This window comes from Salsuginibacillus kocurii DSM 18087 (assembly GCF_000377705.1).
GTDB lineage: Bacteria > Bacillota > Bacilli > Bacillales > Marinococcaceae > Salsuginibacillus > Salsuginibacillus kocurii.
In genome coordinates this window covers 310,398-333,466 of the sequence record NZ_KB898625.1, presented here as the reverse complement: position 1 = coordinate 333,466, position 23,069 = coordinate 310,398, and the positions used below count along the sequence as shown (strand labels likewise).

22 protein-coding genes and 1 pseudogene are annotated in these 23,069 nt (G+C 43.5%); 14 read left to right on the top strand and 9 right to left on the bottom strand.

All coding sequences use genetic code 11. The features are described 5' to 3' along the window. Positions 1-3: 3 nt before the first annotated feature. From D469_RS21065 to D469_RS22025, 3 genes are all read right to left on the bottom strand, one after another. On the bottom strand, positions 4-663 hold the full coding sequence (locus D469_RS21065; RefSeq protein WP_018922918.1) for a DUF5819 family protein: 660 nt from the start codon (positions 661-663) through the stop codon (positions 4-6). 83 nt (positions 664-746) lie between these two features. Next, complete coding sequence (locus tag D469_RS0108245; RefSeq protein ID WP_018922917.1) at positions 747-1,085, bottom strand: hypothetical protein; 339 nt, start codon at positions 1,083-1,085, stop codon at positions 747-749. Between the two features lie 619 nt (positions 1,086-1,704). Further along, positions 1,705-1,869, bottom strand: coding sequence for a hypothetical protein (locus tag D469_RS22025; protein ID WP_018922916.1), 165 nt, complete (start codon positions 1,867-1,869; stop codon positions 1,705-1,707). A gap of 168 nt (positions 1,870-2,037) precedes the next feature. On the opposite strand from D469_RS22025, the gene D469_RS21060 reads away from it, so the two are divergent. Continuing rightward, complete coding sequence (locus D469_RS21060; RefSeq protein WP_018922915.1) at positions 2,038-2,943, top strand: helix-turn-helix domain-containing protein; 906 nt, start codon at positions 2,038-2,040, stop codon at positions 2,941-2,943. Between the two features lie 111 nt (positions 2,944-3,054). Then, positions 3,055-3,177 (top strand): hypothetical protein, encoded by a 123-nt coding sequence (locus D469_RS22685; RefSeq protein ID WP_018922914.1) that lies wholly within the window; start codon positions 3,055-3,057, stop codon positions 3,175-3,177. 151 nt (positions 3,178-3,328) lie between these two features. On the opposite strand, the pseudogene D469_RS21560 reads toward D469_RS22685, so the two are convergent. After that, positions 3,329-3,487, bottom strand: a pseudogene (locus tag D469_RS21560) (very short patch repair endonuclease); the annotation flags it as partial. A gap of 1,411 nt (positions 3,488-4,898) precedes the next feature. Here D469_RS21560 and D469_RS0108210 point away from each other — a divergent pair. Beyond that, positions 4,899-5,258: a cupin domain-containing protein gene (locus D469_RS0108210; protein WP_018922910.1), complete on the top strand. Its 360-nt coding sequence runs from the start codon at positions 4,899-4,901 to the stop codon at positions 5,256-5,258. A gap of 143 nt (positions 5,259-5,401) precedes the next feature. Next, a complete protein-coding gene (gene pulA, locus D469_RS19915) occupies positions 5,402-7,513 on the top strand; it encodes a type I pullulanase (RefSeq protein WP_018922909.1) in 2,112 nt (703 codons plus the stop codon). Between the two features lie 158 nt (positions 7,514-7,671). Here pulA and D469_RS0108200 read toward each other — a convergent pair whose 3' ends face one another. Beyond that, positions 7,672-7,875, bottom strand: coding sequence for a hypothetical protein (locus D469_RS0108200; RefSeq protein WP_018922908.1), 204 nt, complete (start codon positions 7,873-7,875; stop codon positions 7,672-7,674). Between the two features lie 524 nt (positions 7,876-8,399). Between D469_RS0108200 and D469_RS0108190 the strand changes: the two genes are divergently transcribed. After that, complete coding sequence (locus D469_RS0108190) at positions 8,400-9,380, top strand: ring-cleaving dioxygenase (protein WP_018922906.1); 981 nt, start codon at positions 8,400-8,402, stop codon at positions 9,378-9,380. A 151-nt stretch (positions 9,381-9,531) separates the two neighbouring features. Further along, the gene (locus D469_RS21555) at positions 9,532-9,717 is read left to right on the top strand and encodes a type Z 30S ribosomal protein S14 (RefSeq protein ID WP_083910755.1); all 186 of its coding nucleotides are present in this window, start codon (positions 9,532-9,534) and stop codon (positions 9,715-9,717) included. A gap of 210 nt (positions 9,718-9,927) precedes the next feature. Here D469_RS21555 and D469_RS0108180 read toward each other — a convergent pair whose 3' ends face one another. Together D469_RS0108180 and D469_RS0108175 are read right to left on the bottom strand one after the other, a co-directional pair. Further along, the gene (locus tag D469_RS0108180; protein ID WP_018922904.1) at positions 9,928-10,344 is read right to left on the bottom strand and encodes a DUF4870 domain-containing protein; all 417 of its coding nucleotides are present in this window, start codon (positions 10,342-10,344) and stop codon (positions 9,928-9,930) included. A 154-nt stretch (positions 10,345-10,498) separates the two neighbouring features. Then, positions 10,499-10,951 carry an Lrp/AsnC family transcriptional regulator gene (locus D469_RS0108175; protein WP_018922903.1) on the bottom strand — a complete coding sequence of 151 codons (453 nt, stop codon included), beginning with the start codon at positions 10,949-10,951 and terminating at the stop codon, positions 10,499-10,501. A gap of 122 nt (positions 10,952-11,073) precedes the next feature. Here D469_RS0108175 and D469_RS0108170 point away from each other — a divergent pair, with 122 nt between their 5' ends. Continuing rightward, a complete protein-coding gene (locus tag D469_RS0108170) occupies positions 11,074-11,496 on the top strand; it encodes a carboxymuconolactone decarboxylase family protein (protein WP_018922902.1) in 423 nt (140 codons plus the stop codon). A 255-nt stretch (positions 11,497-11,751) separates the two neighbouring features. Here the strand turns inward: D469_RS0108170 and D469_RS21550 are convergent, their stop codons facing one another. Next, positions 11,752-12,576 (bottom strand): NlpC/P60 family protein, encoded by an 825-nt coding sequence (locus tag D469_RS21550; RefSeq protein ID WP_018922901.1) that lies wholly within the window; start codon positions 12,574-12,576, stop codon positions 11,752-11,754. 255 nt (positions 12,577-12,831) lie between these two features. Here D469_RS21550 and D469_RS0108160 point away from each other — a divergent pair, with 255 nt between their 5' ends. Further along, positions 12,832-13,347 carry a shikimate kinase gene (locus D469_RS0108160; RefSeq protein ID WP_018922900.1) on the top strand — a complete coding sequence of 172 codons (516 nt, stop codon included), beginning with the start codon at positions 12,832-12,834 and terminating at the stop codon, positions 13,345-13,347. Between the two features lie 448 nt (positions 13,348-13,795). Here the strand turns inward: D469_RS0108160 and D469_RS0108150 are convergent, their stop codons facing one another. Further along, positions 13,796-14,533: a sulfite exporter TauE/SafE family protein gene (locus tag D469_RS0108150; protein WP_018922898.1), complete on the bottom strand. Its 738-nt coding sequence runs from the start codon at positions 14,531-14,533 to the stop codon at positions 13,796-13,798. A 397-nt stretch (positions 14,534-14,930) separates the two neighbouring features. Between D469_RS0108150 and D469_RS19905 the strand changes: the two genes are divergently transcribed. The 6 genes from D469_RS19905 (at position 14,931) to D469_RS0108120 (ending at position 22,765) form a co-directional block, all read left to right on the top strand. Next, positions 14,931-15,665, top strand: coding sequence for an HAD family hydrolase (locus tag D469_RS19905; protein WP_018922897.1), 735 nt, complete (start codon positions 14,931-14,933; stop codon positions 15,663-15,665). Positions 15,666-15,681: 16 nt separating this feature from the next. Further along, a complete protein-coding gene (locus D469_RS0108140) occupies positions 15,682-16,653 on the top strand; it encodes an ABC transporter substrate-binding protein (protein ID WP_240473321.1) in 972 nt (323 codons plus the stop codon). A gap of 24 nt (positions 16,654-16,677) precedes the next feature. Then, positions 16,678-18,336 carry an ABC transporter permease gene (locus D469_RS0108135; RefSeq protein WP_018922895.1) on the top strand — a complete coding sequence of 553 codons (1,659 nt, stop codon included), beginning with the start codon at positions 16,678-16,680 and terminating at the stop codon, positions 18,334-18,336. Positions 18,337-18,347: 11 nt separating this feature from the next. Continuing rightward, positions 18,348-19,409: an ABC transporter ATP-binding protein gene (locus D469_RS0108130; RefSeq protein ID WP_018922894.1), complete on the top strand. Its 1,062-nt coding sequence runs from the start codon at positions 18,348-18,350 to the stop codon at positions 19,407-19,409. 285 nt (positions 19,410-19,694) lie between these two features. Further along, positions 19,695-21,908 (top strand): 5'-nucleotidase C-terminal domain-containing protein, encoded by a 2,214-nt coding sequence (locus D469_RS0108125; RefSeq protein WP_018922893.1) that lies wholly within the window; start codon positions 19,695-19,697, stop codon positions 21,906-21,908. 434 nt (positions 21,909-22,342) lie between these two features. Further along, complete coding sequence (locus D469_RS0108120; RefSeq protein WP_018922892.1) at positions 22,343-22,765, top strand: hypothetical protein; 423 nt, start codon at positions 22,343-22,345, stop codon at positions 22,763-22,765. Positions 22,766-23,069 lie beyond the last annotated feature (304 nt).

The following is a 23,069-nucleotide window of genomic DNA, read 5'->3' as shown; positions in this document are numbered from 1 at the left end:
ATATTAATAAGGGGATGCTACGTTTGTATAAGCTTCCCATGGAAATTCAATATATTGACTCTCAGATTCATACTCCTCATTATTTCGTTCTGAGAAAGGGACAACTTCTGTGATTTCTAAACGCAGCTGGACTTCTGCAATGTTTGTTTCTTCATACAATCTTCCTGCTTCTGAAAATGCATAGCGGTACATTTTATGTTTTGCCCTTTCTTGATGTAAATCCAGGTGATTTTCAAGATTTTCTTCTAAAGTCAAATGATTTTCCTCATTTGTTAGATTGTCTTTAATTAAGGAACTAGTGGAATCTTCTTGAAAAAGTGATATGACACTAGAAGTCGGGATACGCACAAGTCGGTTATGTGGTGAGAATAAGTTTGAATGATTTTGTTCTATCTTAGGAGAAGTAATATCATACCAATCGCTTTTTTCACCATTTTCTTCTTTTATTTGCATATAAATTGTACGATTATCAGCTACAGGATCTGGAGCGAATAATTCCCATGTTTGGTTAAATAAAGGCTCCATATATTCGTATACTTGGTTATTATGTTTGGCTGAGACAGGGTTAAAAGGGATGACATCAAGTAAGGTAAATAAGAAATGCCCCACAAACAAGGTAATACAAAAAATGCTTGTTACCCTGAATACCAATTTCTTTGCCATATAATAGTCCCCTTTTTCAAAATTGCTAAAGTGGCATGAAGTATTGCATGCCCCTTTAGCAAAGAAATAAAGTAAGTAATGTCTTAGTTGTCAAAAACAAAATCTAAATCTTCTTCAGAAGCAGCGGCAACACTATCGCCACCGAATGTAGTCCCTAATGTAGAGTTGTAAGCATCTGCACCAGCTGCAGCTGCGGCACCAGCTGCGGCACCACCTCCAACCCACTTAGCGCCCTTTACTGCTGCTACCCCAAGGGCTGGAACAGCTTCAGGTTCTACGGACTCTTCTTCAAGTGTTTGTGCCTCTACAGAAAGAGATTTCGCACTAAAATCCTCCGAATCTGAGGAGTCGGCAGAAACTGAAGAGCCAATTGTACCGCCAATAATGCCAGTAATAGCTAAACATAAGAAAATCTTTTTCATTTGGTTCACCTCCCTCTTTTAATTAATGTATTGTCAAAGCCATCTAATATTTCTTCTAGCACTCTAGAAGAAGTAGGGTTATATATCTTTCAACCCCTGTTAAATAGCTATGAATGTAATATAGCATAAGCCTTAACATCCTGAATTTTTAATAATAGTCTTTGAGCGACATTTGAATAATATGTAAAGGGGGATTTGCAGTTGATTCTAAGAATAATATACGTTTTGTTATAAAAGGCACTTGAAGTGGGGGTGACTATGATAAAACATTCTCACTGGAAGAATTGTTATATTAAGTACAATAGTTGAAGCTGCTCAACCAAAGTACCTAGAGTACTAACCACTAGAAAATCATTACTCGGCATGTCTAGCAGGGGGATCTAAATGAAGTTGAGTATCTGTGCCATACAGACAACAATTCGGTTTATAGATGCGCAGTGAAACGATTGAAAGGAAATTTGTAGAAATAAAAGAGAAGCATGATCGATGAATTTAAAGAAAATGGCCATGTGAGAAACGGAAATCCACATGGCCACGATTTGTTTTTTAGTTCATTTGCCTAAGTATGGCGTTAAAGATTTAATAAGCGTACATTTCCAAAAATCAATAGATGCTACTGTTAGTAATGACGCGGAGGTATGTTTGAAGGAATAATTTCTAGGATGGTTTCAGACTCAATCTTTTGTTCCAAATTCACTGATGCCTCGGTCGTTTTAGTTTCTGAGAAAAGACCAACTCCTACCAAGAAACAAGCGGAAAGTATTGCATATTTAAATTTCTTCAACTGTAGATCCTCCTTTAGAATATGTGTGCTTTTATTATAAGCTTATATAGTCATTTGTGTTTTCGCCATAAGAAAAGATGACGTACAAATAGCTAGATATATATCCTTTTTACGTATATGTTGTTTTATAGTATACTTTTTATCATAATATGGTAAGGGGATTAAATAATGTATATGCATAATTTTGAAGAAGTTCTAGGATCTACACTAAAATATTTAAGGAAGCAGAAAGGAATGACACAAAAAGAATTGGCTTTAGGTGTCTGTACCCAAGCGCAGATTAGTAGGATTGAAAATGGAGAAATGCTTCCGAGTGCACTTATTTGTTTTGAACTTGTACATAAATTAGGCATGGGTACTGATTATTTTTATTCATTAGTGAAGAACCCGCGAAGTGATTATATGCTTGTGTTTAAAGAGGAAGTAGGAAGGTTGATTCACAATAGAGATTACGAAGAACTTGATAAGTTAATGCAAAGTGAGAAAGCCAACCCACTTTTTCAAAACCCTGACGATCAGCAGTTTATGTTATGGCATGAAGGTATAGCATCTTTTCATTATCATCAGGATTATAAACAAGCCTTCGCAAAATTACATGAAGCACTCAATAAAGTTATACCTTCAAATCATGAATCATTATATACCGTGCAAGAGATCAATATTATACATAGTCTTGCGATCTTCTATTATGAGTTAAAAGATTACGACGACGCATTAATTACTTTGGATCAAGCGTTAGGTTTTATAGACAAACGTTTAATTCAACCACTGAACTCACTAAAAGTACGTGTTCTATTCACTAAATCCCAAGTGTTGACAGATCAAGGTGAATATGAAGAGGCATTGAAAACTTGTGAAAAAGGGATTACATTGGTACTAAAAAACGAAACTTTCAAGTTACTAGGGGAGTTATACTACCAAAAAGGATATGTTTCCTTATTTCTTTCACAAAAAAACACCGCTTATGAATGTTTGGTGAGATCTGCACAGGTCTTTGAGATAACAAATAACCCCCACATGACAGTATATCCATATGAAATAATAAGTTCTTATGACTTAGATGAAACAAAGTAGAAACTAACGAAATAAAAAAGCCTATATATAATGTTTCAGTCATTTAAAATTTCAATTACCACATTGGTTTTCTAAATCAGTCTAAATTGTAGGTTATTGGAGGGCTCGTTTATGGTCGACAAATTTAACACCCAAGCAGCGTACGAAAAACATGAAGGCCATAACGTCGGTATCGAAGCTGTAGGATATACCTTTCTCGTATTGGCTTTAATTCTGAATGGGAATCTCTACTAATGAAGAAAAAGTAATTTTAAAATGGTAAATCATCCACCTTTTCCTTCTTCACTCATCCTTCAACATGTTCATTTTGTATATAGAGTCAATCTTCCTCGATTGAAAGTATAGTAACCACCTGCCTCCCTGTTGCTGTCCATCATATTGGTGACTCTTGGTTCCTAGCCAGTTTCGCTTCCCAAAACTCCCGGTTTGTCTTCGGAATATTACTATGCAGCGGACAGACATGCCAGAAACAGAAGTCGATAAAAACGACCACTTTATACTTCTTCACCGCGATATCAGGCTTTCCTTTTAAGTCTTTTGCATTGATCCCCACCACCATAACTCCGAGTAAGGTACTCCTCATATTCATCTAGCAACACTTCTAACATTTGAATAAATCTCTGTCCCTCTTTTTCTGTCAGTAACCATCCGATAATATAAATAGCAGCAAAGATTGATTGGTCATTAATGAGTTCTAGGTCTTCTTTAAACAGTCGCGGCTTAAATACAAGATGTTTATTATACAATCTTCCATAATGAGCATGGATGATGACTCCCTAGAAGAATTTATTAACATTCTTAAGATTGATATTTACGCTGTAGATTACGAACAACAGTTGAAAAATATCATGAGCATGTTGGAATCACACTTTATTTGCTCTTCTTTTGAAGCTGAGTACTTTTATTACAATAATGCAATTCACACGCTTAAAGAAATTGCTGCTTCACCAGACTTGGCTAGTAGGATAATACGAAAAAAAGACTTTTTGAAAAAATAGATACGAAAAAGATACTGTTTAATGAATGGTTTGTATTTTATAAAGGGAAGAGAAAGTTACTAAAAGATCTAAGGAAAGAGTATTTGACTAGCTTAAATACATCCCCCTTTGAAAGGTTTTTCTTAATTGAAGTAGACACTTATATTAGAGCAGAATTAAAGGAATTGATTATTTTGATTTCAGAAAAGTGGTCACGTATTAGTAAAAGAGAGATCACACCTTTTTGGCCATATGTATATATACATAATATTTCGAACGATGAGCACAAGAGTTAAAGGTAGAGTTACATTCAGAAGGTTTTAAGTTTATTGACGGGTATGACTTTTTTGGAGCACCTTTTTCAATACAATCTATTTGTCAAACGGCAAATCATTCAAATCAAATCAAAGTAAAAATTCTTAATGATATTGAAAAAATAGACAAAAAAATAAATTCGATAACTAAAACTAGAGAAATTTATGAATTTTATCATGAAGATTCTTATTTTGAGTTAAATAATCCTAGTGTAAAACACGTGCAAATTCAGATCGATGATTTTAAAGATATAAAGGAGATAATTTAATGAGTAATGTTATGAGTAACCCCCAGGACAAATTTGAGATTCTTCTGTATGTGTTTAAAAAGTGGTTTTTTCATAATCTCCGATATACATTTGGTGATCAAAAGTCGGCCAGCCTTCCATATCTTTTGTATGATCAACATCTACGATCAACACATCATAATTCTCATAAGATTCCTAGTTCGATTGTAAATTCTGAAGAGCTGCGGTTTATATGTTCAAGCTAGTAGACAAAAGGTTCTCGTATGTTGGAGAGTTTCGCTTCAAGCAACCTTGGCATTTACAGCACTTCTCAAAAAGGAATGGCGTTTTATTCTGTAGAAGGTAATACTAGGCATTCTAGTTGTCGAGACATAGCACAGATTTGGTTCCGCAGTACGGGCAGAAAAGGAGGAGCTATGAATATCTTTCGGTTTGGCAAAAAGGTCGGAAACAGGGTGACAGATCACGAGTCGAACTATTTGGTCTCTCGGATCATGCAGACAAATCAACCGCTCCAGCTTCAAGGTATCTATTTGGAAGAGGGAGGGGTGATTGGCTATCATAAAACAGAAACGGCCCAGCTCTTACTTGTGGTAAGCGGTAGAGGAAGCGTAAAAGGAAAAGAAAATAAAGTATACGCGGTTGAAGAAGGTGAAGCGGTGTACTGGCGTAAAGGCGAAGCCAAGGAAGCAAGCAGTGAAACAGGCTTAACTGCTATTGCCATAGAAGGAGAAGAGCTCGACCCTTTTTCCTTTATGCCGCCGGGCGAGAAATAACAGCTTACTGACAGTCGCTGATGTGCAGACCTGGGAAGCAAACGAAATTACAGAGAAAAAAGAAAGCTTGGTTCAGCATACTTTTTCGTACTGGCAGGGTATATAGTATAGAATACATGAATACAAGGAGAAGGAGAGCGCTGATGAAACCTCTACAGGCCTGGCTTGAATCGATAAACAGCATCAAAGTTGACTTGGACTATGAAGACGTAGAAGTAAAAGCACCGGACATGGTATCTATTCACACGCAAGAAGAGACATTTACGATCACTATTTTACAACCGGAAACGCATCATCTGTGGATCCAAACAGCTGAGCCCCTGCCTTTACATACCCATTTGGCTGTCACTGTCGAGGGGGTTACGCTACCAGTCTATTTTGGTGCCGTTGTGCGCAGCAAGCCGTTCCAACAGGTATTTGCAGCCCCAGAAGAAAAATTGGGCGTCTTTCCTTCTAAAAACGAAACCCAATTTGCCGTGTGGGCGCCGGGTGCTGAACACGTTGGGCTTTATGTAGACGAGACCTTTTATTCGCTTCGCAAAAAAACGAACGGAATCTGGCATGGCACTGTGCCCTACAATGCGCATGGCCACGTGTATTACTACGAGGTCACGCGTAACGGTGAAACGGTGAAAGTTATAGATCCCTATGCCCCGTCCCTTACGGTCAACAGCAACGAAGGCATTGTGATTGATCCCGCTCAAACAAAACCACCAGCGGACGATACACGCGAACAGGCGGCGGTAAGTAGTCTGGAAGAGGCGAGTATATATGAATTGCATGTACGTGACGCTACCTCTCATCCAATGAGCGGCGTCCAGCCTCAGTACCGCGGCAAATTTCTAGGTTTGACCGAGACAGACACGAAAACCGGAAACGGTTATTCAACCGGTCTTTCTTATCTGAAAGAACTAGGCGTGAGCCACGTGCAGCTTTTGCCGCTCAATGACTATGGACGTGTTGACGAACGAAACCCCGCCCCTTATTACAACTGGGGCTATGACCCGTTGTTTTTCCAGGCGCCGGAAGGAAGCTACGCCACCACTGCAAGTGATCCTCTCCTGCGCGTCACCGAATGCCAAGAAATGATCGAAGCCTTTCATCAAGCAGGGCTCTCCGTCATTGTGGACGTCGTCTTTAACCATGTGTTTATTCACGAAAGCTCTGCCTTTGAACAGCTCGTGCCCGGTTATTATTTCCGCTATGATGAGAACGGAGAATTAAGTAACGGCACCGGGGTTGGAAACGATATTGCCAGCGAACGGCCGATGGTACGGAAATTTATTCTGGATACGGTCGATCATTGGCTTTTGAATTATAAGGTAGATGGTTTCCGCTTCGATTTAATGGGCGCACTTGATATCGAAACGATGCAGGCGATCCGCGCCCGCTGCGACCAGGAAAACGTGCCAGTTCTCCTGTTAGGGGAAGGCTGGGACCTCCCCACAGCGCTCAACCCAGCCCGCAAAGCAACCAGCTTTCATTCCGCCAAATTGCCTGGCATTGCTTTTTTTAATGATGCTTTCCGTGATATTGTGAAAGGCTCCACCTTTGCAGAAGAAGCGCAAGGCTACATGAACGGAGAAGGAAAGGGAAAAGAAAACCTCTATCACTTGTTTGCCGGCTCCACGCCGCGTACACCCGGCCTGCTTCACTTTGAAGACCCGCGCCAGTCCATTAACTACGTCGAAAGCCATGACAATCTGACCCTGTTTGACAAACTGGCACTCAGTAACCGGGATGACAGCCTCGAGACGAGACGCCGCATTCATCAGCTTGCTACCTCCTTTACGATCTTGAGCCTAGGCATCCCCTTCCTCCACGCCGGCCAGGAAATGTACCGCACAAAAGGCGGCGATGCGAACAGTTACCTCTCCGGCGATAGCGTGAACGCTCTCGATTGGCAAGCACGGGAAGACGAAGACCAGACCATTTCTTTTGTGAAAAAACTGCTAGCCACACGCCGAGCGCAGCCTTTATTCCAACTTTCTGACTGTACAGCTATTGAAGCGCGCGTTCACGAGCTGACGCTTCCCGGAACAGCGTTTGGGACCGTTTTGACAGGGGAGAAAGAAGATATTACTTGTCTTTGGAACCCCGAAAGAACCGAGGTGGAAATCCGCCTGCCCCGTCCCGGCCGCTGGCAGGTACGCGTAACAAATGAAGGTACGTTACCGACAGAAATACAAGGCGAACGATTGACCTTGCCGGCCCTTACTTGTGTTGTTTTAGAGAGGCGACATCGGTTAGGGTAAGCGAACGGCCTCATAGACTTGGTGACGTAGCAGTTTCCATGTAATAGGGGGCGGGGCATGCGGATAAGTTAACGACTTAAAAGAAGGAGGTGCTGGAATTGGTCCGCCTTCTTCTTTTTTGTCGTTCCAGAACAGCCTGTGTGTAAATGGCCCGCCTGTTAGTCAGTATTTTTTTGTAAGGCAGCCTTCATTTCTTTAAATTTTTCATTATGGGAGGAGACAACCCCTGTTGTCCTCGCCTCAGGTTGAATGTAACGTTTTGCCTGATTCACAGCATTAGCGGCATCTTGAAAGGCCCCAGCAATTAAATGAAGCTTCCCTTCATGAGCGAGTACATCTCCAGCTGCAAAGACTCCTTCCACAGATGAACAGCCAGCAGGCGTCACGAGCTGAGTCCGTAGCGCATCATAAAAGCAGAAAGTCTTTCTTGTCTCTGATCAAAGCGCCTCCGCTTTTCTGTGTCCAGCTGCGGGCGCCATTGGCTTGTGATCCCTTTTCCCCGCCCTGCGGCGGCAACAGCCTCCTCGGCGGTGAAGAAGGGCCCTGCGCCAATGGTCAGGCGCCCTTCGCTTTTCTGTCTAGCTACGGCGCTTAGATGCTCGAGGTTTTTTCTAGCACTGACTTCGCGTTGCAAGCAACGCTGCACAGTTCTAGAAAAACTTGTCGCATCTGAGCAAAGCGCCTCCGCTTTTCTTGTCCAGCTTCGCGGGCTAACGACTTGAGATCCCTTTCTCCCACACTGCGGCGGCAACAGCCTCCTCGGTGGGAGAGAAGGGCTCTGCGTCGTTGACCAAGCCCGCTCCGCTTTCTATTAAGTGTTATGTTTTGTGATTGTGTTTTGGGTGTGCTATTTTCATGGTAGAGGATTAACGAGGAGGTATGTAGTATGCACGTTAAAGGGATTCATCATTTATCTGCTATTACAGCGGATGCACCGCTTAACTTAGATTTTTACACACAGACGCTTGGAATGCGGCTTGTCAAAAAAACGATCAATCAAGACGATACATCGGTCTATCACCTGTTTTATGGTGATGAAAAAGGTAACCCAGGAACGGAACTGACCTTTTTCGAAATTAAAAATGCGGGTTTGCGGCATACCGGGGTATCTAGCATCTCGGCCACATCGCTCAGGGTGAAAGATGATGCGGCACTCCAGTATTGGCAAGAAAAATTAACAGAACTTGGCATTGACCATGAAGGGATTAAAGAGCGCGCCGGCCGCAAGACGATTTATTTTCAAGACCCTGAAGGGCAGCGCTTGATCTTGGTTTCGGATGAAAACAACGACGGGGTTCCAGGCGGCACGCCTTGGGAAAAAAGCCCGGTGCCGCAGGAGAAAGGAGTCCGCGGGCTCGGTCCGATTCGTTTAACGGTAAGACACCCGGAGCGGACGGCGAAAGTATTAACGGATTTGCTTGGCTTTGAAAAAGTCGGCTCCTATTCGGCAGAAGTAAACGGGCAGCCGGATGTCGAAGTGTACGCGTGCGGAGAAGGCGGAAGCGGCGCGGAAGTTCATCTGGAAACACGTAACGACCTGCCGCCGGAACGGCTTGGGCGTGGCGGCGTTCACCATGTAGCCTTTCGTGTCGATGATGAAGAAGAACTACGGAAATGGATTGACCGCGTCTCGGAAGCAGGCTTTCCAAACTCTGGCTTTGTCGACCGCTTTTACTTTCGCTCCCTCTATTTCCGCGAGCCAAACGGGATATTATTTGAACTGGCCACCGATGGCCCAGGCTTTGATACCGATGAAGACTTGGAGCACCTGGGGGAAAGCCTGGCGCTGCCGCCATTTTTTGAAGATCAGCGCGAAGAAATTGAAGCCGGCCTTACGCCGCTCCCGTCCCCTACACAAGGAAAATAAACACAGAGCCCCGCTTCCAGTCAAAGGAGTGGGGCTTTTTTGAAAAGACAACGCAGCCATTTCCAGAAACTGCTTCTTTTTTTGCCTGCTGATTTTCATTATAATAGAACTTCTCCCCACCTTACACATTTAATAGAAGGGGGTTTCAGGTATGGCAAGAACAGCATTAGTTACCAAGCACAATAAGAAACAAAAGTTCAAAGTGCGCGAATATACTCGCTGTAACAGCTGCGGACGTCCACATTCTGTGCTCCGCAAATTTAAACTTTGCCGCATTTGCTTTAGAGATCTTGCGCATAAAGGCCAGCTTCCTGGCGTAAAAAAAGCAAGCTGGTAAGGCGGTCATGGGACCGTTTCGCCAATGTCGCTTTATATATATTGAATATAGGAACTAACAATTAACATGGTAATTAGAATATAAAATGCTCAGAGTTTATAAATAGACTCTGAGCACTTTTATTCTTTTATGTACTATAAGTTTTTTCGCCTTTCCACTTTTTGTAATGATAGGCTAGGTTCAGCAAGACAAGGAAGGAGAATATGGTTGTTATTTTACAAAACGAATAATAAGCGGGAACTTGAAAAATTTCCCTAATAAAGCGCCGATGCTCGCCGCTGCCAGCAAAGCGTACCAGGCAAAACCGGCAAAAATGAGCAGCCCGAACAAGCCGACACTCATCAAGAACCCGGAAACGGCAAGAAGGTCAGGCAGCATTTCCTGCGGCAACATGTTAAGTACGTTGGTGAAAATAAAGACCAAAATAAAAGCCGCCAATGTATATAATTGAAAGCTGATTTGAAAGTTGATATTTTCCTTTAAATGGTGGTCAATAAACCGTGACTGATCTCGAAACACAAGCCAAAATAAAAAAACGGCCACAATGCTTAAGATCGGGACTGGAAAAAACATCGCTAGTATATAACTTAGAACAGCAATTAGTTTATCGTACGTTGAACTAGACATAACAACCTCACTACTACAAATTAGAATATGGGAAAATTGTACCATATCTATAAACTAGAGTACAGGAGCGTAGTTTATTGTTGCATGTTGTTATACGAGAATAATTGAAGCTGCTCTTGCCCTGAGTCGGGATAAGGAAATGAAAACTCTTCATTTATTCCGAGAAGCTATCGTCATCTATTCTTAACGTGGTTGGCACTTGTGAAAAGATGAAGTGAGTCACTGTTTGAGCATACGGATTTACTTCTTCTATGAATTGCTCTGCCTTTTTAAAGGTGTCGAAGTGCATTTTAAGCATATAGCAAGCATTGCCTGCTATACGATAACAGAACTGTACGTTTGGGAAATGTTGAATAAAACTTTTAAAAGAATGGTAATCTCCGTTTTTTACGGTTGCTTCGATTATACATTGGATAGGAAGACCTACTTTTTCATAATCAATATCTAAGGTGTAGCTTTTTATAATACCAAATGACTCCATTTGTCTGACCCTCTCTGTTACAGCAGGAGAAGATAAATTAACTCTTTTTCCAAGTTCGCGCATAGAGAAGCGGCTGTTAGTATGTAATTCATCCAATATCCGTTTATCAATATCATCAATTTTCACTTTTAAAGAAATCCCCCTCTTGTTGTTAATTATGTAAAGAATAACTGAACTTTTCCTTTGTTTCTTTATGTATGTAAAGCGTTATAGTATCTATAATTTAATATAGCAAAGGGGGATTTCAAATGGCAAGAATCAATGAATCAAACAATGGAAATACACCATTTCAACGACTTTTAGGACATCATGATGAAGTGATGCAAGGCTGGACTCAACTGAGTCATGTTTTAGAAGCAGAAGGAAAGCTCTCTGTTGAATTAAAAGAACAAGTTAGGAGGACATTGGCCCAATGTAATGGCTGTGAATATTGTAAAGCGAAAGGGAAACCAGATCGGGATAAGTTTGATGAAAAAACGTCTATTGCGGTTGGATTTGCCGAGGTATTTTTAAAACATAAGGGAAATATACCAAAATCGATATTTGAGGTGTTATATGAGTATCTGAACGAAGAAGAAATAAGCGAACTTTGCGCGTTTATTTCTTTTACAACGGCTTCACAATATTTCGGTGCAATGATGAAGCTTGAACCTGTAACGCAATCATCATAGCTATCTTGTTTCTTTCAAGTGTAGGTAATCTGTAGCAAAAGTGGTTTTAAATTCGTTTAATTGGGGGATATATAAAAGAATTGAAGCACACAGGCAATAGTTCTATTGCTTTCATACAAAAATGCGTACTAAGTTTGTTGCCTATAAACTAGCAGTCTGAAAGATTGGTTTTTCTCAGCTGGCTTTTGTAGAAAGGTTTTGCTACCTTTTCAACTAAAAAAAGACCCAAGGAGTAACCCTTGAGTCTTTCTAAGCTTAGTACGTAATTTCAACGGTGCGCGTGTTGCTGTTCCAATTGACATTTGCACCCATAGATTCACTGACAACGCGGAGTGGGACCATCGTACGTCCATCTAGAACTTTAGCTGGTTGGTCAAGTTGGACACTGGTCGTGGCAGTATAAGCGACGTTATTACCGACCGTGAGTGAAAGTACTCTGTTCCCCTTGGTGGCTCGCACTGCTTTTGTTGCTTGATTCCAAGTGACAGTGGCGCCTAATTCTTCGAAGATCGCACGCATCGGAACGACGGTACGTCCTCCATTCAATAAAGCATCCTGGTCAGTCGCTAATGCTTGACCATTAATCGTCACTTCAACGGGTTGGCCGCTGGTCTGGCTTGCAGAGACACTATTATCTTCAATTACGCGGCGAGCTCCAAGATAGCGTGGAGACCAATATGTATTGCCTAAGCTGGCAATAGAAACGCCTCTGGATGAAGAAGAGTGGATAAATTGATTGCCTCCAATGTAAATTCCGTTATGTGAGGCGTCGGATGAGGTAGTGCTAAAAAAGACCAAGTCACCAGGTTGTAAATTCGAGCGAGAGACCGGTGAGCCGACTTGATATTGTTGGGACGCTGTTCGAGGTAGTGAAATACCTGCTTGTTGAAACGCGTACCGGGTGAAGCCCGAACAATCGAATCCGGAAGGGGTGGTCCCTCCCCACTGGTAAGGCGTGCCGAGCTGGGATTTCCCCGCATCAATAACGGTTTGGCTTGTGCTCGCTGAAGCTTCTTCTGTTTGAAAGAATAAAGGTATAATAAGTAACGCAGACAAGGCGACTATTAGTTTTTGTTTCATGGTTGTTACCTCCTGGTAGTTTCACATCAATGTTCGTGATCACAAAACATAGTCTACCACCGCTTTGCATGTCATGGGTGACAGGAGCGTCACAATTTGATAGCAAAGGTGTAACAGATATTACATAGAAGAAATATTTGCTCCATTTAATGGAATTTTGTCGAAAGAGACAGCTGAGTTCAACTCGGTGTCTTTTTTTGTATCCTCTGTCATGGTAGATTAAAGAAATAGAAGGTTATATAAAGAGGTGGGGACATGAAAGACCAATCAGAACGAGTTGTCTTAATTGGTTTTATGGGAGCGGGAAAAACATCAGTAGGGGAGCAGTTAGCCGAACGGCTGGGCTTTACGTTTCTTGACACTGATCATGAAATTGAACGAAAAACAGCGCGAACGATTCCAGAAATTTTTCGTGAAGACGGTGAGCCAGCGTTTCGTCAAATTGAACGCAAAGTCATCGCAGAGCTGTTAGAGGAAGAAAAAAAGGTGGTTCTATCGTTGGGAGGCGGGGCGTACATACAGGAGGAAGTGCGCCAAGTCGCAAGCGCTAAGGCAGAAGTCTTCTTTCTTGATATTTCTTGGGAAGCGTGGAAGGAACGGCTTCCAACCTTAATAGAAGGTAGGCCAAAGTTGGAGAGTCAAACATTGGAAGATTTATATGCCCTCTATCAAACACGCCGTGTCATCTATGCAGAAGGATCTAAACATATACTCACGGACGGTCTTACTATAGAAGAAGTCGTTGAAAAGCTGGTACATACGTTGAGCTGAAAAGTAAGAAAGAAGAAGGGGCTATTATTGGGAAACGTATGTTGATAAGCAAGGTGGATTAAGGATAGCCCGTACTCCACCAGCTGACTTTTTTTTTTAGTAGTTCTGCTTGCAGGATGTCATTCTAAGGAAAAAAGGTGAAACGTCAGAAGGTTATCGCGATGAAGTCGTGGCTATTGAGGCAGAACATAACTTTGAATTGAAAGAAGCCGATTTACTTTTGAAAGAGCAGCATACGAGTTGAGCGGATGTTTAGCTCACGGTAACTATCCTGTGAAAACACTGGCGGAGTGCTGAAATGAAAGCATGTTCTTCAAAGTCCCGGAGACTCCCTCTGGAAAGGTAAGAGCGCAAGAACTGCTGCCTGCCTCGGATATGCCCCCCTTCCCTACCGCCACAAAGAAGTCGAGAATATATCTCGGCTTCTTTTTTTGAAGTGGCTCTTATTCTATGAAAACAAAATAAGCGAGAGGCCTGCTAAAAAGACGAGCGCCATTGCAGATTGCTGCACCCGTCGTTGCGAGAGCCGGTCGAAAAAGAGGAGGCCGACGCGGGAACCTAGTATGACGCTTGCTATCCCGATGAGGAAATAAACGAAGAAATCAGGATTCAAATCTCCGCTCGTGCCGTGTAGCACGAGTGTGAGCAAGCTGGTGATAAAGAAACTTGCCTGCATATTGGCGTTATAGCGATGTTTGTTTTGATAGAGCATTAAAAAGTAAACGACGAAAAAGGGGCCGCCCACGGCAAACACGCCGCCGACAAATCCGCCCACTAAGCCGAGAAGTACCGGAGTGAGCGGATGAAGCATCAAACGAGATGGCCCCTCTCCTTTCTTTTTAAAAAATAAGTAGAGAACCATTCCCATCAGAAAGAGGCCAAGCACATTTTCTAGTTCTTCGAGCTCTCCAAAGTTGGTGAGAAAAAAGAAGGCGCCGATCCGTCCTACGATGGCAGCACTTAAAATGACCGAAAGGCCTTTTATATCGAGGTGTTTATATTCTTTAATTAAGATGGAGCCGGCGAGGACAATGGCCAGCGAAATAACGAGCAAGGTACTGTCTTTAACTGTAAATAAAAAGGGGAGAAGCCCCATAGCTACCAACCCGAAGCCAAAGCCGCTTACACCTTGAATAAAACTACCTATTAATAAGACAAAAAAGACAAATAGAATCTCTATCCACATAAGTAACGTCCTTTATCGAAAATATGTATCTAAATTACTGTAACACAAAACGGATATTTTTGATAAAAACTGACAACTCATTGCATCTGCAGGGTCTCCTGCTTCCATTTATATCCTTCTTTTCGTTTTCCTTCTCCCCTAATCATTTCCTCTTTGTTCATGTTTTCCCTGTAAAAAGCTATTTCTAAGTGCTAGTTCATAGATATGTCTATGTAGAAAGAGATATTAAAAGATAGGTAGGGCTTTTGTCGAATCATGTGAAAATATCGCAAATTGCGAAAGCATGAAGAGACAGATTGTATTTTACTTTTGTGCATTAAATGACTAACATTTATAACGTTAAATAAATATTGAATATAAATTATATTTTATATTAATTAAATGAAGGGAGGTTGCTATGAATTCTTATTTGCAGATTAATGAATCATCGTGGGAGGTCGAAGCTGTTCTGTTTGATAAAGACGGGACGCTCGTTGATTTTCCATCACTGTGGGTGGATTGGGTGAAAGGGATTGTTGCGGATGCTTCAAATGAGGAGACCATTCAGCGAGTAGAAGGGGCACTGGGCCTATCTATTAAAGACAGGGTCGTTGATCCAAATGGGCCGCTTGCGATTGGGAGTATGGCAGAAGTCCAAACCATTTTAGCTGGAGCTCTTTATGAAACAGGATGGAGTTGGGACGTAGCTAGGCAGACGGTACATATAGCTGTTGAAGATATGGAAGAAAGGGAGAGCTATATGCAAGGGTTACGGCCACTGCCCGGACTCCATGATTTTTTGCTGCGGCTAGAACGAAAACAGATTAAACGTGCAGTAGTCACTGCTGATGATACAGCAATCGCCGAAAAACACCTGGAGGCGCTTAGCCTTCACTCGAAATTTCAAGCGGTGATAGGCGCTGATCAGGTGCAAAGAGCGAAGCCAGAGCCGGATATGCTGCTTAAAGCTTGTGAAGAGCTTGGCGTTGCCCCGGAGAACTGCTTGATGATTGGTGATACCAATTCAGATATGAAAACCGGCCGGTCTGCCGGCACGAAAGCGGCGGTCGGTGTAGTGAGTTATACCTTATATGATGATCATTTGTGCGATGCAGATGAAATTATCCACCATTATGATGAAATTCAAGGATAGGAAAGGGATGGAGAAGATGAAGAAATGGATTGTAGGACTTGCAAGTGTACTAGTACTCAGCGCGTGTGGGAGCTCAGGAGACAATACGGTCACGATGTACACACACAATGATGAAGAAGAAATGCAGAGCTTTGCTTCTGCGGTTGAAGAGGAAACGGGTGTAAATATTGATGTGCTCAGAATGTCGAGTGAAGAGGCATGGAGCCGGATTGATTCAGAATATCCGGATGTCAACGCGGACATGATGTGGGGCATGCTCCATAGCTTTGCGCTTGTGGCTGAAGAAGAAGACATGCTCGAGCCTTACGAGTCAGATACATGGGATGATGTGCCGGACGAGTTTAAAGACCCGGACGGCCAATGGTACGGCTGGTCGTATTGGTTTAACGCGGTAGCAATTAATGAAGATTTATTAGACGAGCTTGGACTCGACCGTCCTGAATCTTGGGAAGACTTACTTGATCCACAGTATGAAGGTGAAATTGTACTTCCAGACCCAGGTACGTCAGGTACAGCATTTTTATTCGTATCGACGTTAATGCAAGAGATGGGTGAAGATGAAGCGTGGGACTACCTTGATGAACTTGATAATAATGTTGGCCAGTATTCACAATCCGGTTCTGCGCCAGCGCAAATGACCTCCCAAGGTGAATATGCAATTGGTATTACGTGGGACCAAGCTATCTTTGACCGCATGGAAGAAGGTTACCCAATTGATATTATGATTCCAGAAGAAGGCGTAGGCTTTGACTTGGACGTGGCCTGGATTTTCCAGGATGCTGACAACCAGGAAGCAGCTGAAGAGGTAATTGACTTTATCGGTACAGATGAAGGAATGGAACTTGCGGCTGAATACCGCTCTATGGTTACGAAGCCGGATGTAGAAGGCACCATCGATTTCGAACCGAACCTGATTGATTATGATGCTGTTTGGGCTGCGGAAAACCGCGAGCGGATCATGAATGAATGGCAGGAGAAGTTTGACTAAAGATTGTAACGGAGGACGACACCGATGAGTGAACTAACTGAACAAACATCGGTTCCAATAAAGAAAAAAGCGAAAGTAGAGAAAGGCTTTTTGGCGGCAACCTGGGGTATTGCCGCCCTTCTCTTCGCTTTTATTTTGGCACCGGTGCTTGCAGTCTTCGTACAGAGCTTTGGAATTGGCAACGGAGGCTTTACTTTTGAATATTACGCACGTTTCTTTTCCAACCCCTCTTATTTTCAAGCATTATTTAATAGTGTAGCGGCCGGAACGGTTTCTACGTTAATCATACTCATGATTGCAATTCCGTTTGCTCTCTATGTGACACGTTCGAACACGTATTTATCGAAAACGTACCGGGGAATCGGCCTCTTGCCGCTTGTGGCCCCGCCGTTTATTTTCTCGCTCGCACTTATTATTTTATTTGGGCGCCGCGGGGTTGTGTCACAGTGGATTGCAGATTTTACCGGGATTGAAATCAGCATTTACGGTTTTTGGGGCGTAGTGATTGCCCAAATCTTAGGCTATTTTCCGATTGCTTATATGATGATTGAAAGCTCAATGCGCAACATGAATCCGAGCCTGGAACATGCTTCCCAGGACCTCGGAGCCGGACAGGGCCGCACCATTCGCAAAGTCACCTTGCCGCTTGCCGGCACAGCGATTTTAAAAGCGGGCCTCATCGTTTTTGTTATGGCGCTCGCTGACTTTTCCAACCCGCTGATTATCGGGGGCGGCGAGAACTTCTTGGCGTCTGATGCATTCTTGCTTGTAACTGGGCAGCAAAACCTTGAAATGGCAGCCGTATTAGGTGTGTTCCTAGTACTGCCTAGCTTTCTTGTCTTCTTGTTCCAGACGTATATCTTAAAAGACCATGAAGTTGCCACGACAACGGGAGGTGCTAACAATCCGCTCCATCCGAAAGTAAAAGCGGCTATGTTCGGTGTTTCCACTGTAATGGCACTTTTTATCGTTGTTATGTTTGTCATGGTCGTTATGAGTGCATTTGTACAAATTATCGGCATTAACAATGAATTGACGCTTGATCACTTTTCAGATACGTCCGGATGGGGCTTCCTCTGGAACAGTGTGATCGTTTCATTCTTTGCGGCACTTCTTGCCGCCGGACTTGGTATTTTGCAAGGGTATATGACAGCCCGCAAAAACGTGCCCATGAAAAAACTGACAGAGTTCACCGCGCTGTTCGGGCTTGCCATACCAGGGACGGTGATGGGTATCGGGTACGTCTTGATTTTCAACGGCGCGCCGTTTTTCCTTACCGGCACGATCTTTTTGCTCGTCATGAACATGGCCTTTCGCAAAATCGGGGTCGGGCTTGAAGCAGGGATCAGTAAAATGCAACAGCTCGATGTCTCCTTGGAAGAAGCATCATCCGACCTTGGCTCCGGACCGTACCATACGTTCCGCCGGGTGGTGGCGCCGCTTCTCACCCCAGCCTTTATGGCCGGGTTTGTGTACACGTTTATGACCTCGATGGTATCTGTCAGCTCGGTCATTTTCTTAATATCACCAGGAACGAACCTGGCCGCGCCGTACATTTTGAACTTGGCCGACCAGGCCGCAGTCGGGCGGGCCTCGGCGATGTCCTTTATCTTGATTGTGATTGTGCTGGCCTGCATGGGACTGTTAAAGCTTATTGAAAGACGCAGTGGAACGAGTGTTTAGGAGGAATCTATATGAGTGAAGAACCCATTTTGCAGCTGAAACAAATCGAAAAATCATTCGGGGAAACAACTGTGCTCCGTGACATCACCCTTGATGTGAAACAAGGGGAGCTCATCACCTTTATCGGCCCGAGTGGAAGTGGGAAATCGACCCTGCTGCGCGTTGTCGGCGGCTTCCACCCTCAGACAGGCGGCACCGTCGTGCTCGGCGGCAAATCTATTGACGCCCTTCCGCCGGAGAAGCGCAGCACCGGCATGGTTTTTCAAAACTATGCACTATTTCCTCATATGTCGGTCTACGACAATGTGGAGTACGGGCTTAAAATCCAGAAGGTAGGCAAAGCAGAAAAGGACGAACGCATCCGCGAAGCGCTTAAACAGGTCCAGCTCGACGGCTACGAAGACCGGAAGCCGAGTGAGCTGAGCGGCGGGCAGCAGCAGCGCGTGGCGATCGCCCGCTGTCTTGTGTTAAAGCCGGAAGTCCTCCTTTTAGACGAACCGCTTTCCAATTTGGACGCGAATTTGCGAGTGATTATGCGTGATGAAATTCGGCGCTTAAAAGAAGAGCTCAATTTGACCATTATTTTTGTCACCCACGACCAGGAAGAAGCGCTCAGCATCTCGGACCGCGTCCTCGTCCTAAAAGACGGCATCGTCCAACAGCTTGACGCGCCTTCTGTCATTTACCAGCATCCGGCCAACGAGTTCGTCGCCAACTTTGTCGGCCATGCCAATTTAATGGAAGGAACCTTTAAGGTCGAAGACGGCCAGACCTTCTTTCAGGCAAAAAAAGAAGAAGGACTGCGTTTTCCAGTAGAGGGAGAAACACCTTCGAATGACAGTGGAACGGTGCTTCTGCGTCCGGAAATGATTGAACGCGACCCGGAAAGCAGGCATCAAGGCACGGTCGAGAAAGCGGTCTATCACGGCAATTACGTCCGCTATTACATCTCGCTGTACGGTGAATCGCTCTTTCTCGATGACAATAATCCGTTTCACAAATCACTTTTACAAAAAGGTGAAAAGGTGGGAGTAAGCTTCCCTAAACACCTACACGTCTTGCCGGGTAAATAGGAAAGGTTAAAGTCAGGACGGATGGAAGAATATGTATTAGTGAAAGCAATGGGAGTGCCCATTGCTTTTTTCTAATTAGAGCTGCAACGGAAGGGTTTCTTTGTTATCGGCCGTTCTTTCGGGAAAACTTCAATAAAGTGCCAATATATTGTGTTTATAGTCCCGTTAAGCGGGTTCTTTTTAAGGAATAGTCCTTGTTTACCCGAACGCTTATCAGTGTTGACGGGGTAGAGGAAGCAGCAATAAAATTGGAAACAATCTGATATTTAAGGGGGAGGTATACATATGGAACGAGCGAAAGGGAAGGGGAAAATGTTTTTGTCTATTCCGCTGGCGTCTACGGCGGCATGGTTAGCGTTTACCTCGGTTGCAGGAGCCGGGAGTGACAATAGCTATGAAGATGTCGAGGGAGACGAGTGGTATACCGATGCTGTAGAAGCTTTAACGGAAGAAGGGGTTTTTGAAGGAAGGCCCGACGGAACGTTTGGTATTGAAGCGCCTATTGAGCGCCAGCATACGGCCGCTGCCTTTCAACGTGCTCTAGGTTTAAGCAGCACGGACCCCGGCGTACTTGATGACTATGAAGATGTAGAAGAAAGTGACTCTCATGCAGACGCTATCGCTGCAGTGACAGAAGCAGGGATATTTGAAGGCGACGGAACCCTCTTTGCACCAGAAGCAAAGATCACCCGCGAAGAAACGGCTTCCATTTTAGCTCGCGGCTTTGGTTTAGATGAAGTAGAGACGGAATCAGAAGAAATTAACCTTGAAGGTGTACATGAAGCACATCAAGAGGATGTTCAAATCTTTGCTGATTTAGGGCTTACTACCGAGTTGGATGATTTCAGAGCAGAAGATGAAGTAACGCGTGCAGAATTCGCAGCATTTTTGTATCGTGTATGGGAACTTGGCGAAGAGGCAGATGATTCGGAAACCACGAGTTTAAATATTTTCCACACCAATGATTTGCACGGGCGGACAGATGCCTACCCACAACTCATAACTACATACGAAGCCGCTCAAGAGGAATATGGGGATGACGGCTTGCTGCTCGATGGTGGAGATGTTTTCTCCGGTACCCTGTACTTTAATGAGTTTCATGGCCAGGACGCTGTACAGTTTATGAATATGATGGAGTATGACGCATTTGTACCTGGCAATCATGAATTTGACCTAGGCGATGAAGAAGAAGGCCATCCGGAACTTGCCGAATTTTTTGCGGAGGCGAACTTTCCGATCGTAGCTTCCAATATGGATTTTTCAGCCTATGAAGAGTTTGTAGATGATGAAAAAGGCGACGTGTCTTTTGAATCAGAAGACGGCGCTCTTTATGACGGAATTGTAGAAGAAGTGGACGGAGAAGAAGTCGGCATCTTTGGGTTGAACACCGAAGATACTGTCGATATCTCAAGTCCTCAGGAGGTAGAGTTCCACGACTATATTGAAACGGCAGAAAAGATGGTTACTCAATTTGAGGAAGAGGGCATTGATAAAATAGTAGCGCTCACGCACCTGGGCTATGATTCCGACCCGAGTGTAGGTAATGATAATCTCCTTGCTGAACACGTGGAAGGCATTGATGTCATTATCGGCGGGCATAGTCATGATGAAATTGAACCGCCCACTTTAATAGAAGAGAATGCTGATGGTGAAGAAATGGAACCGACAGTCATTGGCCAAGCAGGAGAATACGGTGAGCACGTGGGAGCCATGCAGGTTGATTTTGATGAAAATGGGGTGGTCACGAATGTCGAAGGTGAGCTTTTTGCCACAGAGGACTATGATGAAGACCCGGAAGCTGCCGAAAAATTAGAACCATATACAAAAGCCATTGAAGAGATCGAAGAAGAACCAGCCGGCTCAGAAGTCATCACTGAACTTCCTAACCCGCGCGGTGATGAAACGAGTGTGCGTGCTGCTGAAACGGCGTTGGGTAATTTAATCACTGATGCGCAGCTCGACGCGGCGTTATCAGCTGATGATGATGTCGTAATGGCTCTCCAAAACGGAGGAGGCATTCGCGAACCGATTGCAGAAGGAGAGGTTACTGTAGGTGAATTGATAAATGTGCAGCCTTTCGGAAACAGACTTGCTCTTTTAGAATTGAGTGGCGAAGAAATTTATGAGGCGTTTGAAACTAGTGTTCAAGACGTACCGGATGAAAACGGAGGCTTCTTGCAAGTTTCGGAAGGGACGCAGGTTACCTTTGACAGCGACAGTGAACCTGGAGAACGCGTGAATTCGGTTGAAATCGAAGTAGATGGAGAATATGAAGCGATTGATGAAGATGAAACTTACACCATTGCTACCAATAACTTTACAGCAACCGGCGGGGACGGTTTTGAAGTCTTTGCTGATGCTTATGATGATGGACGTGGCACCATCATAGGTCATACGGATTGGGAAATGCTGCGTGATTACATGGCAGAATTAGGAGAGGTCGACTATCATATTGAAGATCGTATTGTAGATGAAGCTCAATCTGAAGATAATGATTAATCATAACGCTCCTATGAATGAATAGCAAAGCCGGCAGCTGGTCTACTACTATAGCTGCCGGCTTTTTTTACGATTAAATATGAAAAAGAAATACTAAGAATCAATTTCATCATGACGTTTTATGAGCAATAAAACGAATAAAATCTATTTATTTTTTATTTACTATACGGAATTTCAAAAGTGACTGAAAAGTAAGACGGCGCCTCCCAGAGGATAAAGCGCAGTCTGAAGATCCACTTTTTCGCATGGTTACCATCGAAAAAGTTAGCTGAAGACAAGCCCTCGGGAAAGCGTCCTTCTGAAGTGAAGGTCATATTCATTATTCGGATTTGAATATCTTATTGTGAATTATGAAATTGATTCCTTATATAAAGAGATGTGGGAACATGTTATTTTAAATAGGTGATCATTTCGAACTACTAGGAGGCAACCTCATGAAATACATACGGCTGATGATTCTCATTCTGATGCTCACCGGCTGCGGCTTGGGCCTTACAGAGGAGCACCCTCAATTGTCTGACGATGTGAAGGATGCTGTCGCTTCCGGCGAGGAATCCGTCTCACTTACTGATTATGGGGATGATGAATGGAAGGAAATGTATTTGTTTTGGCCATACACACAAGATGATGCCGTGGAAGAGAGCCTAGGCACGAGCTTTAATGGACCGTCCGTGAGTTTAAGCGACAGACATTTTCTGTTAGTTCTTGTAGATGCAGAGGGAGTTAAGTACGCACTTTTACCGCGCAGTGTCGCAAAAGCTGGTGGAAACGATGCTGGTCATGAAGAGTTTATTAATACAGATTATTCGTTGGACAGAGATTCAGAGGAAATTATTATCGACTACCGCTCGTGGTAAGACTTTTTTAAGTTGATAAGCTTGTAAATTGATATAAGAACTGTCATAAGGAGAAGTGATGCTTATTTACTTCTTTAACAGTAAGGTGATTGAATGCTAGAAGATGAGGGAAAGAAAACGCCAATGTCATTACTATTTCAGCTATGTTGAGTAAGTGCGTAGACCATAGAAAAAAAGCAGGGACCGGTTTAGTTAACGGGTTTACTTCATAGGTGCAAACAATAAAATATCAAGGCAAATCGCACGGTATTTCACAAGGAAATTCACCGTGCGTGTTTCATTGTCATATTAGGGACTATGGGTT

Coding starts and splice junctions, on each gene's coding strand:
- D469_RS0108140 (WP_240473321.1), top strand. CDS start 15,682: ATGAAGAAATGGATTGTAGGACTTGCAAGTGTACTAGTACTCAGCGCG.
- D469_RS0108120 (WP_018922892.1), top strand. CDS start 22,343: ATGAAATACATACGGCTGATGATTCTCATTCTGATGCTCACCGGCTGC.
- D469_RS0108245 (WP_018922917.1), bottom strand. CDS start 1,085: ATGAAAAAGATTTTCTTATGTTTAGCTATTACTGGCATTATTGGCGGT.
- D469_RS0108210 (WP_018922910.1), top strand. CDS start 4,899: ATGAATATCTTTCGGTTTGGCAAAAAGGTCGGAAACAGGGTGACAGAT.
- D469_RS0108150 (WP_018922898.1), bottom strand. CDS start 14,533: ATGTGGATAGAGATTCTATTTGTCTTTTTTGTCTTATTAATAGGTAGT.
- D469_RS22685 (WP_018922914.1), top strand. CDS start 3,055: ATGGTCGACAAATTTAACACCCAAGCAGCGTACGAAAAACATGAAGGC.
- D469_RS21550 (WP_018922901.1), bottom strand. CDS start 12,576: ATGAAACAAAAACTAATAGTCGCCTTGTCTGCGTTACTTATTATACCT.
- D469_RS0108180 (WP_018922904.1), bottom strand. CDS start 10,344: ATGTCTAGTTCAACGTACGATAAACTAATTGCTGTTCTAAGTTATATA.
- D469_RS0108160 (WP_018922900.1), top strand. CDS start 12,832: ATGAAAGACCAATCAGAACGAGTTGTCTTAATTGGTTTTATGGGAGCG.
- D469_RS0108130 (WP_018922894.1), top strand. CDS start 18,348: ATGAGTGAAGAACCCATTTTGCAGCTGAAACAAATCGAAAAATCATTC.
- D469_RS0108125 (WP_018922893.1), top strand. CDS start 19,695: ATGGAACGAGCGAAAGGGAAGGGGAAAATGTTTTTGTCTATTCCGCTG.
- D469_RS0108190 (WP_018922906.1), top strand. CDS start 8,400: ATGCACGTTAAAGGGATTCATCATTTATCTGCTATTACAGCGGATGCA.
- D469_RS21060 (WP_018922915.1), top strand. CDS start 2,038: ATGTATATGCATAATTTTGAAGAAGTTCTAGGATCTACACTAAAATAT.
- D469_RS21065 (WP_018922918.1), bottom strand. CDS start 663: ATGGCAAAGAAATTGGTATTCAGGGTAACAAGCATTTTTTGTATTACC.
- D469_RS0108135 (WP_018922895.1), top strand. CDS start 16,678: ATGAGTGAACTAACTGAACAAACATCGGTTCCAATAAAGAAAAAAGCG.
- D469_RS19905 (WP_018922897.1), top strand. CDS start 14,931: ATGAATTCTTATTTGCAGATTAATGAATCATCGTGGGAGGTCGAAGCT.
- D469_RS21555 (WP_083910755.1), top strand. CDS start 9,532: ATGGCAAGAACAGCATTAGTTACCAAGCACAATAAGAAACAAAAGTTC.
- pulA (WP_018922909.1), top strand. CDS start 5,402: ATGAAACCTCTACAGGCCTGGCTTGAATCGATAAACAGCATCAAAGTT.
- D469_RS0108170 (WP_018922902.1), top strand. CDS start 11,074: ATGGCAAGAATCAATGAATCAAACAATGGAAATACACCATTTCAACGA.